Annotated in this window: 5 protein-coding genes; 2 read left to right on the plus strand and 3 right to left on the minus strand. The window is 63.7% G+C overall.

What is annotated here, in order from left to right; genetic code table 11:
* Positions 1-145 precede the first annotated feature (145 nt).
* The 3 genes from FVP60_RS04880 to FVP60_RS04890 form a co-directional block, all read right to left on the minus strand.
* Positions 146-9,199 (minus strand): prealbumin-like fold domain-containing protein, encoded by a 9,054-nt coding sequence (locus FVP60_RS04880; RefSeq protein ID WP_147825103.1) that lies wholly within the window; start codon positions 9,197-9,199, stop codon positions 146-148.
* 393 nt (positions 9,200-9,592) lie between these two features.
* The gene (locus FVP60_RS04885; RefSeq protein WP_147825104.1) at positions 9,593-9,808 is read right to left on the minus strand and encodes an Rv0909 family putative TA system antitoxin; all 216 of its coding nucleotides are present in this window, start codon (positions 9,806-9,808) and stop codon (positions 9,593-9,595) included.
* A gap of 97 nt (positions 9,809-9,905) precedes the next feature.
* Positions 9,906-11,831: a DUF4012 domain-containing protein gene (locus FVP60_RS04890; protein WP_147825105.1), complete on the minus strand. Its 1,926-nt coding sequence runs from the start codon at positions 11,829-11,831 to the stop codon at positions 9,906-9,908.
* 322 nt (positions 11,832-12,153) lie between these two features.
* Between FVP60_RS04890 and FVP60_RS04895 the strand changes: the two genes are divergently transcribed.
* Together FVP60_RS04895 and FVP60_RS04900 are read left to right on the plus strand one after the other, a co-directional pair.
* Entirely contained in the window at positions 12,154-13,281 is a 1,128-nt protein-coding gene (locus tag FVP60_RS04895; protein ID WP_147825106.1) for a glycosyltransferase, read from the plus strand.
* Positions 13,278-14,258, plus strand: a complete 981-nt coding sequence (locus tag FVP60_RS04900) for a glycosyltransferase family 4 protein (RefSeq protein WP_147825107.1) — start codon at positions 13,278-13,280, stop codon at positions 14,256-14,258. The genes FVP60_RS04895 and FVP60_RS04900 overlap by 4 nt, the downstream gene beginning before the upstream one ends.
* Positions 14,259-14,422: the final 164 nt, after the last annotated feature.

The following is a 14,422-nucleotide window of genomic DNA, read 5'->3' on the forward strand; positions in this document are numbered from 1 at the left end:
ACAGACAAAGACCTCCCAGAAAACCTCAAGAACAAGCCCCGAGCAACACAGAAACGGTGATGGGGAGGAGTCGTTTGGCTCCTCCCCATCACCGTTAGGCTTCACCGGGAGGCGTGCGCCTCAGAGGTGTCGCGCGGTGTGCGTGTCATACCTGAGCATGAACCTCCCCGCGTCGGCGGCGGTTGATCAGCAGGAGCGATCCGCCGAGTACTCCCAGCAGGCCCAGAATCACCCAGGCGCCATTCACCGGTCCACCGGTCGCCGGCAGCGGCTTGTTCGCGGCACCAATCGTGACGACGGCGTCGTCGCTGTCGCGGCCGGAATCTTCCGGGTCACCGAAGGTGTGGTAATCCACGATTGCCACGTTGGTGATCTGGCCAGCAGGCGCCGATGCCGAGACCGTAGCCTTGACGGTCAGCGTCGGAGCGGCGGAGACTCCGCCCTCCAAGCCTGCCGGCTGCAGCGGTCCGAACAGGGTGCAGGTAATGGTTCCGCCGTAGCCCTGAGCGTTGGCTCCCGCGATGTCACACGACTCCCAGTTCGGGAAGACGGTGGCGTCACCCTCTCCCGGCCACGAGATGTCGGTCACCTTGAGGGTTGCCGGAATCTCGTCTGTGATAATCACGCCTTCGGCTGCCGAATCGTCGCTCACGTTCTCAGCGGCGATCGTGTAGGAGATGGTGTCTCCCGGCATTGCCTTCTCCACCGATGCCGTCTTCTCGACCACGACTTCGGAGTGGCGGGCCACTGCACAGTCGGGGAGAGCCTGCGGGTAGGTGGCGCTGAAGGTCAGCTCCGGGTTGACGGAGAAGACAACCGTGGTTTCAAGACGCCATGCGTAATCCAGCTCGCTCGGGTCAAGAATCAGACCGTTGAAGACCCACATCGCTTCTTCCTCAGCCGTCATCACGATCGCGGTGCCGGGGATGTAGTAGCCGCCACCGGGTGCGTAGTCGCTGGCCTGCAGCACACGCCATCCGGGGTAGTCGATGCTCACGCCCGAGGGTGTGAACGCCGATCCGGGCCACGCAATCGAGTCAGACCACATCAGCTGTCCGCCGGGTTCGGTCATCGTCACGCTGGCAGGGGCGTGCTCGCCAGGCATGTTCGGCGTCCACGAGAAGTTGATGTCTTCTTCGCGCAACGTCTCCGACTTCACCAGGATCCAGTTAAGGAATGGAGCGTCACCAACACAGACCGCGGTCACAACGGCTGCGATGTCGCGTACCGGGATGGTCACGGTGTCGCAGTCATTCTCCGGGTTCTGATCCGACTCAGCTTCGACGCAGGCTTCGTTGACGAACTCCTCGATCGGAACCGGCGGTTCCGTCAGCGGGTCGCCAGACTCCACTTCAGTCACCTCGGGCAGCGTGAACATGACCGTGACGGTGATGGTGACCGATTCTCCGGCGCCAAGGTCGTAGATCATGAGAGCCACGTCATTGTCGTCGTATCCGGGCACCGTCTCCCATCCGAAGCCGTCGGTGACGGCGATGTCCGTGATGACGAGGCGGTCGTTGATGCTCGTGTCTGTGACGATCACATCATTCGTTTCGCGGCTGCCGTTGTTGGTCACCGTGAGCACGTAGTCAAAGACGTCTCCAGCTTCAACTGAGGTCTGGCCTTCGTCCAGCCCTGCAGTCTTCTCGATCGACACATCGTCGTAGTGCACAACATCGCAGACACTACTTGCGTCTTCGAATTCGCCGGAGATGACGGTTCCGGTGTTGCCCACCGGGATACCCTCTTCTTCGACACCGCAGACGGGTTCGCCGCCGACGGCTTCAGCACTCGTGCTGACGGTTAGCTCCACCTCGTAGACGTGAGGCTCGGTGCCAACACTGCCGCCTTCAACGATGGTCCAGACTCCCTCGCCATCGAACGTGGGGTTCGTCGGTTCTGGGGTTTCGCCAATCGCCGCGGCGGTTGCGTCGCCGACCATTTCTACGCCGTCAGGCAGGTTCAGCTCGTCGGTGAGGTCGTAGTACACGGTCTCGCCGTCGGGGGCCATGGGGGCCGAAACCGTCAGCAGGTACACAATCCGGTAGGTGCCGTCACCGTTGTCGATGACCGCCTCGGTGCTCTTATCGATCTCCGGGGTGAACGGCTCGGAGCAGGCGGAGGATTCGCCGCCGTCCGCGTCGTCGGTCAGGTAGGCGGTGTTCAAGAATCCGCCAGCCATGCCACCCTCGGGCTCGCACCAGTTGGTTTCTTCGCCGTACGATGCCGCCGTCACATCTGCGTTCACCACGACCGTGTACACCTCGGTACCACCCGGCGGAGCGATGATCGCGTCTGTTGCCAGCACCGCGGTTCCGTCGTCGGCAAACGGCTGGTCAACCAGGCCGCGTCCGCTCCATGCTGCGGAGAGCACCTCGATACCGGTGCCGAACATCAGCGAATCAGACAGGCTGTACTCGTACTCCGAGTACTCCGAGTTGTTCGTCACGGTGATGTTGTATTCGACCGTCCACGTGCCGTCCGCGTTTTGCTCGGTCGACGTGACTTCCTTGTAGACGTAGCCGGTTGCCGGGATCGCCGTGTTGACGATGCGGCAGGTGGCATCCTCGCCGATGTTGAGCCAGAGCGCGTCGTCGTCGAGCGCGACGTCATCGCCGCTCTCTGTGTAACGACATGCCCATTCGCTCGCGGTGTAACCGCTCGGACCCATCTCACCCAGCTCGATAGCTACTTCTGCCTGGGCTTCGCCCGAGATCGCAGCCACCATCGGGTCATCGGTGATGGTTCCGGTGCCGCTGATGAGCGTTCCGCCTTCGGTCGCCGCCGTCAGAGTCCAGTCATCGGCGCTGGCAAGGCCGCCACCGGTGTTGTCGATCTCCTTCTCCAGCGTCAGCTTCGGCTTCTGCGACTCGTTCGTGAACGTGCACTCCCACATTTCTCCGGCACCGACTGCGACGAACGGATTCTCCATCGACGTAAAGATGGCTGCAGAGATGCCGTCATCTGTGCTGGTGATCGTCGGACGCAACACTTCAGTACAGCTCAGATCGGTCCAGAGGTAGCCTTCCGGGCCTTCGCCCTCGGTGAGGGTGTAGGTACCGGGTGCGACCTCCATGGTCTGACCGTGCTCGTATGCCAACGTTTCGTCATCGAGGGTGGCCTCAAGCAATCCGTCCCAACTCTTCGGGATGGCCGAACCACCGTTGGTGTTGTCGACCTGCTTGTAGAGCGTGAGGCTTCCTGGCTGCTCGGTGTTGGTGAACGTACAGGTTGTCGTTTCACCTTCAGCGAGCGTGAGGTACGGCGAGTCCAGCGTGACTTCGTCTTGGCCCTCACAGACCAGCGCCGTCAGCTTGTAGCCGTCAACCGGGGAGTTTTCCGTCAGGGTGTACTCCGCGAGCGCCTTAGCCGCACCCGTGGTTCCGGTGGGGCCCTCAACGTTGGGGCCACCGGCAGTCGATGCCGACAGCGTCCACTGCGTCTCATCGGCCGGCTCGCCGTACGGCGACTCGGTCACCTTGACGAGCGTGATCTGCGGAGCGACCGACGCGTTGGTAAACGTACATTCGGCGATCGCGCCGTTTGCCACGTCCACCGTCGGGTCTGCCTTCGTGGTGTCCTGACCGAGGCAGCTGATGGCGGTCAGCTCGTAGCCGACGACATCTTGCAGCTCAGTGAGCGTGTACGAACCAGCAGGAACCTGCATGCTCTGACCGTGGTCGAAGGCGAGAACCGCACCATCACCCAACTGAGCCTGCAACATCTGGTTCCAGTCGGTTGCGACAGCGTCGCCACCGTTGGTGAGATCAACCTCCTTGTTCAGCTTGAGCTCGCCAGGCTTCGACGAGTTCGTGAAGGTACAGGTGGTCAGGCCTCCGGGCTCCATGGTGAAGGTCGGGTTATCAACCGAGACCTCGACACCATCGGTGCACGAGAGATCGGTCAACTCGAATCCGCTGACTCCCCCTGCTTCCGCCAGGGTGTACTCGACGCCAGCCTTGATTGGGCCGGTGATGCCGGTATTTCCGTAGACCGCGGGGTCATCAGCGCCTGCCGTTGCCGACAGCAGCCACGCGTTCGGGTCAGCCGAGCCGCCCCATTCGCTGGTGTCAACCTCCTTGATCAGCGTGATCTTCGGTGCGATCGACGCGTTGGTAACCTCACATTCGACGCGTTCGCCGTTCGGAACAGTGACCGTCGGGTTGCTCAGGTCGAGCTCCTCGCCATCACACGTGATGCCGGTCAGTTCGTAGCCAGGCACTACTTCCGTCTCACCGATCGTGTAGGTACCGGTTGGGACGTCGATGGTCTCACCGCTGTCAAACGGGATTGGAGCATCGGCACCGAACGTTGCGTGCAACGACTGGTTCCAGTCGGCCGCCACGGCGTCACCACCGTTGGTGTTGTCGACGATCTTGGTGATCTTCAATCCACCAGGCATCGACGTGTTCGTAAACGTACAAACCGTCGACTGACCGGGCATCAGCGTGAACGTCGGCGCGTCGGCCGTGGTGTTCAAGCCGGTGCAGCTGAGCGAGGTGAGCTCGTAGCCGTCAATGTCGCTCTCATCGAGCGTGTATTCCACGCCTGCCTTGAGCGGACCATTAACGCCAGTCTGGCCGGTAAGCGATGGGTCATCGTCGCCTGCGGTCGCCGTCAACGTCCAGTCAGTGTTGACGGCCGAACCGCCCCAGATCTCGTTGTCGACAACCTTGATCAGCGTCACGGTTGGCGCTTGCGAGGCGTTGGTGAGGATACATTCCACATCGCCACCGTTGGGCACGCTTACCGTCGGGTCGCTCAGGTCGAGCGCAACGTCGTTACACGTGATTCCGGTGAGCGTGTAGCCGGCAGGGCCGGCAAGCTCACCGATGGTGAAGGTGCCGTTGGCAACCTGCATGGTCTCGCCGCTGTCGAAGAGCATCGCGTCACCGACTGCGGGCGTTGCCGTCAGCAATTGGTTCCAGTCCGCGGCTTCAGCGTCGCCACCGTTGGCGTTGTTGACCTCCTTGATGAGCGTGAGCTCACCCGGCTGCGATTCGTTCGTGAACGTACACGTCGTGTCTTGACCCGGCGTGAGCATGAAGGTCGGCGAGTCTGCCGAAACGTTCGGCAGACCAGTACAGGTGAGCGTGCTCAGCTCGTAGCCGGCGATGTCGGTCTCACTCAGCTCATACGTGACGCCTGCCTGTGCCGCTCCCGTGGTTCCGGTGACTCCAACGACGTCCTGGCCGCCCTCGGTGAGAGCCGACAGCGTCCAGTCTTCAACGTCTGCGGTTCCGCCCCACGGGTCGGTGTCAAGCTCCTTGATGAGCGTGATGGTCGGTGCCTTCGCCTTGTTGGTGATCGTGCAGGTGACGGTTTCGCCGTTGGCGACGGCCACGGTGCGGTCAGCCAGCGAGGTGGGCTTGTCTTCACACGACAGGCCGCTCATTGCGTAGCCGCTGACGACATCGTTTTCGCCGATGGTGTAGGTGCCGGCGCTGACGTCGATTGTCTGCTCGTGGTTGAACGCGGTCTGCGCTCCACCGAGCTCGGCCCACAGGTTGCCGTTCCAGTCGGTTGCGACGGCGGAACCACCGGTGGCGTTGTCGACGACCTTGACGAGCTTCAGCTTGCCGGGTTGCGCGGTGTTGGTGAAGGTACAGGTGATGTCATCGCCCACCTGTGCGGTTACCGTTGTGCCTTGCAGGCCGCTGGAGCAGACGAGGTTGGTCTGAGTGAAGCCCGCGACGCCTCCGCTCTCCGAGAGGTCGTATCCGACACCCGCCACAATCTGTGCGCTGGTGCCCGATGTGCCCTCGACATTGCCTTCGACCGAGTTGGCGTGCAGCGTCCAGGCGCTGGCCTGCGCGTTGCTACCCCACTGGTTGACCACGTTCTTGATCAGCGTGAGCTTGGGGGCCACATCGTCGTTGACGAAGCGGTAGGTGCCCGTCGCCAATGGTGACACCGTCACCTGCCAGTTGCCGTCATCGTCTTGCTGCGGGTAGCCCGCAGGGTCGGCGTTGGCGACGACGTCAACCCAGGCGCCGCCCACAAACTGCTGCAGCTTGACGAAGGCGTAACCCGGCAGGGTGGACTCCGTCAGGGTGTAGACGTGGTTGGGGCGAACGTTGATGGTGTTGGCTGCCGACGTAGTGGTGGCGCCGGTGACTGCCGCGGGCGTTGCGAGCCCCGGGTAGGTGGCGGGCGTCGCCGTCAACATGAAGTCGTCGGCCTCGGCTGTTCCGCCGTTGTCGTTCTCAACGCTCTTTTGCAGCACCAAGAACGAGGTCTGGTTGGTTGACGTGCATCGCACGTGGTAGCCAAGCGGAACAACGACGCCGCCGTTGAGGCCGTCAGCGAAGCCCGGAACAACAGCACCGGTGCCGTCGAGACGTACACAGTTCCAGGTACCGGTCGATGGCGGGTTGATGACCACGTTGGGGGCGATGGTCTGGCGGTACTCTGCCGGGCCGGACTCACCAAGCTCGTAGCGCACACCCGGGGTTACCGGTCCGGTGACGCCCGTCGGACCGGACGGGCCGTCAAGCGCCTGCGGCGACTCAAATGCCGTCAGCGTCCAGGCCGTGGGCTGTGCCGTTCCGTTCGCCACCGACTTTTGCAGTGTCAGTTGCGAACCACACGTCACCGTGTTCTTGATCTTGTACTTATTGAGGTCAGCATTCGCCGCAAGCGTTGCGTTGTAGGTTGCCGACGACGAGACCACGGCGCCTGCGGAGTTCACAATCTGAACGCCGCCGTAGGTGCACTGCGCGAGGCCGACAGGCATAGCGGCCACGGTCTCGCTGATGGCCACGTTTGTGCCCTCAGTGATGTTGCCGCGCGGCGTGTTCCATGCCTGGTTGGTGCCATCGAGCTGCAGCGTCGCGTTAACGCCCTCAGCTGCCAGCGGGTTGGTGAGGTTGGTGTATTCGACACCGTTGACCACCCAGACCTTGTCGACCGTGATGCTGGTCTTCACCAGCGACGGCTTGTTGTAGACAACACAAGAGACGGAGGCGTTGGCCGGCACCGCGACGTCGAAGCCGGGGTCGGCACCAACGGTCTGGTTGGTCACCGGCACGGATGACGTGGAGCCGTTGAGGAAGGTGGCGGTACACACCGCGTTCTTCGCACTCTGGGTCACGATGCCGTAGCCGTTCTGCACAACTTCGCTGACTCGCACTGTTCCGGTGCCGAGGCCGCCGGTGTAGGTGAGCGGGAAGTTCACAGCGCCCGTTGCCGGTGCGGTGACGCCCGAACCCGCGCTGAGGCTGAGGCCAGCCGTTTGGGAGGAGGCGTTGAAGGTCCAGCCACCGGCCGGTGTAGCACCGGTGACGTTTTCGCCGACGTTACCCTGCGGCACGACCTGCTTCACGACCGTGAGAGATCCGAGGCAGTCGCCGAGGGCCGCGTTGCGCACAGCCTGGGCTGCGGCGTCAAACGTCGCTGCCTGGAAGTAGTCGCTACCTGACGCGGTGCCGGAGATTGCGATGAGGTTGTCTGCTGGTCCGCTGACGCCATCGCCAACACCGATTGCGACGATGCGGGATCCGTTGGCCTTCAGCTGGTTTGCGGAGAGCACGCCGTTTTCAACTTCGCGGAAGCGAGTGTTGTTGCCGGGGCCTTCGCCGTCGCCATACCGAGTCGGGTTGCCGTCGGTGATCACCAAGACGATGTCATAGGTGCCACCAGGAATTTGGCTCAATCCACGGTCCCAGTTGGTCGCGCCGTTGGGGGTGGTGAAGGTGTTGATGTGATCGCGAACGTCATCGGCGCCATCAGCTGTCGAGACCTGAGTCTGCGGGAAATTGGCGCCCGCCGAAGCAGGGGCGGAGTTGGCGAAGGTGTAAACGCCGATCGTGGAGTTGGTGCCTTCCAGCGCCGTCACCATCGCGTCACCGGCATCCTTGATATCGGCCAACTGGCCGCTCAGCGAGCCAGAAAGGTCAAACAGAATAGCGACGTCAACGCCGCAGGCCTGGGAGGCGGCAACGTTGGTGCGCGACATCACGAAGGTGCCGCCCGAGGCATAGACGTTGGTCCCGCCGGTGCCGATCATGAAGTCAACGCGGGAGTCTTGCGGAGTGGTGGAGATCGGTGCGGTGCGGGCGGCGTACGTCGTCTGCGTGGCTCCGGAACCACCGGTTGCGATCGTCGCGTTGATTCGCCAACCGGCCGGAGCGGTCTTCTGCACGATCCAGAACTGCTGACCGGCGTAGGTCGTGTTTGCCTCCGGCACCGTGAAGGTACATGCGCCGTCGGCGCCCGCCGAAGTACACGTTGCCCACGGCTGCGCGATAGCAGCGGTGGGGCCGCTTGCGGTGCCTGTCCAGAGTTCAAGCGTTGCGCCACCCAGCCCGGTCAAGCCCGAAAGGCCGGTGCGGTCACCGGCAACGTAGGTGGTGATGGTGGTGGAGATCGGAACCACCGGCGCCGTCATGGTGAACGTACAGTTCGAGGTGCGCCGGTTGTCGCTCGTGCCGAAGAATGACACCACTCCGGTCGCGGAATTGAATTCCACGCGGGATGACTGTCCGCCGTTGCCTGCCGTGGTACATGTCAGGGCGCTGGTGTACGGGGCGGTCGCGGCCGGGTTGAGGCTGTTTGCCGTAATCGCGTAGTTAGCGGGGCGATCGACGAACTGCATCACGCCATTGACCATGACGTAGTGATCGCTCGACGAGGTGTCGGTGGCGCGCAACTCCCAGTCTGCGGCAGTGGCGGTTCCGCCCACGATGTTCAGGGTTACCGTGAGTCGACCACAGTTGACTTCGTCGTCATCACAGGCCGGGAGGAGCGCCATCAGCGATACGCCAGGGTCAGCGAGCTTCGCCTGCGGGTCGGTCGTCTCGGTCGGTTCCGGCGCAGCGGTCTCGGAAGGAGTCGGCGCCGGCTGTGCGGGGGGCGCCGTAGATTCGGTCGGCTCGGGAGCCGGAGGTTCAGTCGTGAGCGAGGGAGCGGGTTCCGGCTCTGGAACCGCCGGGGGTGACGGTTCCGGAGCAGGCGGATCCGCCGCTTCCGTTGGCGAAGGTGTGGGGGTCTCCTCTACCGCGGGCGCGGAGGTTGGCGGCGGGGCCACTTCCTCTGCCGCGGCGGGTGTCAAGCCGCTGACGACCAGACCACCGGCGAGCAACACGGAGATGACGGCGCCATACCAGCGTCGATGCACATCCATGACACCCGGTTGTTCCAGTGGAATGTGTGTCGCCCGGCGCGTTTGCTTTGACCACCGGGATCGCAAGTTCGACATGAGGAGATTCCTTCGCTTGCCGCTCGCCAGCGTGGGGGATCGCCGACGGTCGCCGGGACGATGCACAGGATTCCCATGCGACACCCAGAACGTACGAGCGCGCTAATAAGGCGACAAGGGGTCGGCGATGATCTCCGCATGAGAACGCACATGAGGCCGTTCTCATGTAGCAAAACCCCGGGACGAACACGAAAAATCCCCGCAACGAGAAGCGATCTTCTCCGCATAAAGTGGCCGTCGTCTGCGTAACGAAAAACACACTCACAGCCAACCGAAAACCTGCTCTATGGCAACACGAAGAATGCCCGTCTGCGGCGCGGGGTGCGCGCTGCGGACGGGCAAAAAAGGAGGTGCCCCCGGAGTTGGCTCCGGGGGCACCTCACATCAGCGTGATTACTCGTTGCCGATGCTCTTGTCGATGTTGTCACGAACGTCGTCGATCTTTTCGTCGACCGAGTCCGGCAAAACCTTCTTCGCGAAACCTGATACGCCGTCGAGCACCTTGTCGCTGACGTCTTCGGCCTGCTCGCTCTTGAGAGCGTCGGTGACCTTGTCCTTGTTCTCTTCGAACAGGTCCTTGCCCTTGTTGACGATGTCGTCGAGACCCATAGGGACTCCCCTCACGTTGTCTGCGCGCTGGTCGAGTACCGCGCGCCCCACAGCATTCTTGCGCATCAATCGCGCGCAGTAAACACCCGGTTGCGGTTTATGGCGCCGGAACCTCGGTGCCGGGGAACATTGCCATGCACGACTCCTGGATGGTGACGGGAGTCTGCGTCACCGTCGGGCTGTACCGCACCGACAGCGGCACATTGACGCCCTCCGGAACCGTCGACGTGAACGAGACGGTTTCGGTCTCCCCCATGGCGACCGTGGCGAAAATGTTGCGGGCGTCGAGGCCGTTGTAGTTGCCGGTGCGATCCATGTCGGGGTAGTCACTACCCTCGGGGCTCGTCGCGGTGATCTGCCCACCCGGAAGCGCGAAGGAGAGCACGTCGAGCATCATGGTCGTGCGGGGCAACCCGAAGTTACCGTTGCGAGCGCCGAGCGTGTAGTTCGAGAAGTCGCCATGCGGAATGCTGTTGGTCATCGTGATCGAAGTCGTCACGGTGCGCGCTGTCGGATCGCAAGCGACATCCATCGACGTCGAGAGGTAGTACTCGAGCTTCGAGTAGGCCGCGTCGTTGAGGTAGATGCCGACCTGTGCGGTGGTGGTGGTGTCGGTGTAGATCTTGCCGTCGGTGCCGAACTCGACGGCCATTGCCTGCTCGTTCGGGTTGACGAACGACATGTATACGCGCTGCTCAGCGGTGCCGCGCCCAAACGCGTCGAACATCGGCATCGGTTCCCAGTCGCCTGACATGACCTTGGCGAAAATGGCACCGGCCGCGGCGTCGAAGAACAGTTGCGCTTCCGCGCCCGTTCCGAAATCTTCGTAGGCGTCGCTCATGAGCGTCTGCACGGCGTTTTCGCCGGTGACCTGGCGGTCATAGCCCGGTACATCAACAGGGCCTGCGACCGTGAGCATGTACGAGAGCATGACCGGGTCAAGCGATATCACTCCATCAAGGTTCTCGCCCGTTGCGGCTGTCCAGAGTTGCTGCACGTAACTGGAGGTGTCGGCAAACTCGGGGAACCGCGTGTAGTTCTGCACGTACTGCGTGGTGTCGTTTTCGAACAGCGCAGCCTTTTCTGCAGGCTCGATGTACGGCAGACCCGTGCCACCGTAGCCGAGCGCTGCAAACGACACGACCGCCCAGTCTTCACGCATCGTCACCTTGCCGTCGGTGATCGAGAGGATCGCCGCATTGCCTGGGTTGCCGCCCGTCGAACGAATCTCAGCGTTGTTCTGGAACATCACGGCGTACGTGCGAGTGCCACCGTCGCCAAGCATCGGAAGAATGGTCGGCAGGTACTTGTTGCCCACTTCGATCAGCGGGGTCGCTTCGCCAACCATGTCAACGACCTGACCGATGTTGTCTTCAACAAACGGCAGAATCGCGTCACGGTCGATCTTGTCGAGGTGTCCCTGTGCCTTCGCAAACGTCTCAGACAGCGCAGGCAGCAGGGGTTGCACATCGCGGAACGGCTGCAGATCAATGCCGCCGTCAACCGCGAGTCCAGAAAGATCGAACGTCTTCAGAAGCTCAAGCACAGACGGCAGGGCTTCACTGACGATGATGTCAGTGGCCTTCGTCGTCTCGGCAACGGCCTGGATGTTGGCGCCGACGAACGGAACCTTGGCTGCAAGATCCCAGAGCGGGGTATCGACCGTCTCGTTGGCGCTGGCAGAAAGCGATTTGATCTTGTCCGCCGTGACAGCGACGCCCTCAACATCGCCGTCCTTGACCTGGTCGACGACGACCTTCAGTTCCGACTTCATCTCGGTGAGGTCATCACGCACCTGCATGGCCTGCTGGAACAGGAACCAGGTGCCAACGCCCGCCGCGATGAGCACGATCAGAAGCGGGAAGACGATCCACGGCCACACACGGCGACGCTTCTTAACCTTTGCGTCCTTTTTCGATGGTTCCGAAATCATCAGGGGCCTTGTCACGTCGTCTACGTCTTCTTCCGTTGCCGCAACCGGCTGCCCATCGCGCTGCAGCATCGCGTCGTACGCGGCGCGCACCGTGTCTTGCGACGAGACTCGAGGCTCGGCCGCGGCGGGCGCAGCAGCGGCGGGGTCGCTCGTCGGTGGGGTGGCGTCGGGTGTTGCGTTTGCCGCGCCTGCCTGCGCTGCTTGTTCCCGGGCTTCGCGGCGGCTGCGGGGGGTTTGATCAGAAATGAGAAACTCCTCGGGTCAAGCCCCGATCATAGCCGTCGAGGGTGTGACAGATCTGAGTATTCCCGCCCCAGGAGCCGCGAATCGCCCTGCTAGCATCAGTGAAGCCGCGGGCATCTGCGGCGATCGGCGCCGCGACGGCGAACGCCGCGAGCGCGGAGGTACAAACGTGGCCGGCATTCTGGTGCACGAATGGCTTGCCCCTCATGGGGGGTCGGAGAACGTCTTCGAGGTTCTCTCCGACGCTTTCCCCGACGCCGAGCGCTTCTGCCTGTGGAATGACAGCAACGGCCGGTTCACGGGTGTCGAGGAGACGATGCTCGCACGTACCCCGCTGCGCCGCAGCAAGGCGGCCGCCCTCCCGTTCATGCCGTTCGCGTGGCGCCATCTGCCCGCTCGTGACGCTGACTGGGTGCTCGCCAGCAGCCACCTCTTCGCGCACCAGGCGCGGTTCGCCGGCCCCGCCCGCGAGGTTCCGAAGCTCGTGTACGCGCACACTCCCGCGCGGTACGTCTGGACTCCCGAACTCGACGGCCGTGGTTCCGGGTTCGCCGCCCGCGCCGTCTCTCGCGTGCTCAAGCCGCTCGATCGCAAGCGTGCGCAGGAGCCGCAGGCGATTGCCGCGAACAGTGCCTTCATTGCCGACCGCATTGCGCACACGTGGGAGCGCGAAGCGACCGTGATCTACCCGCCCGTTGACGTCACCGCGTTCACGACAACCGGCGAGCTCACGCCCGCAGATGCCGCCCTCGCGGCGTCGCTGCCGAGCGAGTTTCTTCTCGGCGTCTCGCGGTTTGTGCCGTACAAGCGTCTGGATCGGGTGATCGACGCGGGTATCGCCGCGGGGCTACCGGTCGTGCTCGCCGGCGGCGGCCCGGATGAGGAGCGTCTGCGTTCGATCGCCGCGGAGAAGAACGCACAGGTGACGTTCGTACACAACCCGTCGACCGCCCTGCTGGGCGAGCTCTACCGCCGCAGCCTCGCCCTGGTCTTTCCGGCGATCGAAGACTTCGGCATCATGCCGGTCGAGGCGATGGCCACTGGCACGCCTGTCGTCGCCAATGCGATCGGCGGCACGGCGGAGACCGTGGTCGATGGCGTCACAGGCGCGCTCGTGCACGACTGGAGCCAGAGCGAGCTTGCCTCCGCCGTGGAGCGCGCGATCGCCGCCGACCCGCAGGCGTGCATTGCCCGGGCACGGGAGTTTGACACATCCGTCTTCACGCGCCGCATCACCGCGTGGGTTGGTGCGCAGACCGGAACCACGACGGCCGGAACCACGGGTGCGGCGTCATGAGTCGGCTGTTCGTTGATGATCGGTACCGCGGCGAGCACGGGATCGGCCGCTATGCGCGCGAGGTGCTGGCGCGGCTCCGTCCGGAGGCTCAGCCGCTCGCGCTCGATGGCAGCCCTTATTCGCCGGTTGATGCGTTCCGCTCGCTCCCGAAGCTTGACGCCACCGATCTGGTGTACTCCCCCGGCTATGGCGCGCTCGCGCGGGCGCCGCGGCAGATCGTCACCATTCACGACCTGATTCAGTTACGTTCGCCGTGGCCCGGCCGCGCCAAGTTCATCGCGTATTACGCGGGCCCGGTGCGTCACGTTGTGCGCAAGGCGGGCGTGGTGCTGACGGTGTCAGAAACCTCAGCGCGCGACATTCGCGCGTGGGTGCGCGATGACGCGGTGCGCGTCGTGAACGCGGGCAACGGCTGCTCGGCGGCGTTTCACCCGGATGGCCCGCCAGCCGTCGCGGGTGACCCGTACCTGATGTACGTCGGCAACACCCGCCACCACAAGAACCTGGGTGTCGTGCTGCGGGCGCTTGCCACGGTTCCGGATGCGCGCTTGCGTGCCGTGGTTCCGGAACCAGAAATTGCGACGGCGAGGGAACGCGCCGAAGTGGCCGGGGTGGCGGAGCGCGTTGACTGGTTATCGGGTGTTGATGATGACCAGCTTGCGGAGCTGTATCGGGGCGCCTCGGCGACCGTGATGCCGTCGACCGATGAAGGCTTCGGGTTGCCGGCGCTCGAGTCGATTGCGTGCGGTGTGCCGGTGATTCACTGGCGCGGGTGCGAGTCGGTTGCCGAGATTGTGGGTGACCGCGGGTGGGCGCTCGACGACGCGCACGACGCACACGCGTGGGGTGAAGCCATGGCGAGCGCGTTGAGTTCGCGGCGCCCGGTCACTCCCCCGACCGGGCGGTACAACTGGGATCGCACGGCCGCCATCATCTCCGACGAGCTCGAGCGCGCCCTCACCCCCTCCGGTCGTTGAGCGAGCGAAGCCCCGGCCGTTGAGCGAGCGAAGCGAGACGAAACGCCCCACCCCCACCGGTCGTTGAGCGAACGTAGCCCCGGCCGTTAAGCGAGCGAAGCGAGACGAAACGCCCCACCCCCACCGGCCGTTGAGCGAGCGAAGCGAGTCGAAACGCTTCACAC

The sequence above is a fragment of the Microbacterium mitrae genome (assembly GCF_008017445.1).
Taxonomy (GTDB): domain Bacteria; phylum Actinomycetota; class Actinomycetes; order Actinomycetales; family Microbacteriaceae; genus Microbacterium; species Microbacterium mitrae.

Coding starts and splice junctions, on each gene's coding strand:
- FVP60_RS04900 (WP_147825107.1), top strand. CDS start 13,278: ATGAGTCGGCTGTTCGTTGATGATCGGTACCGCGGCGAGCACGGGATC.
- FVP60_RS04885 (WP_147825104.1), bottom strand. CDS start 9,808: ATGGGTCTCGACGACATCGTCAACAAGGGCAAGGACCTGTTCGAAGAG.
- FVP60_RS04880 (WP_147825103.1), bottom strand. CDS start 9,199: ATGTCGAACTTGCGATCCCGGTGGTCAAAGCAAACGCGCCGGGCGACA.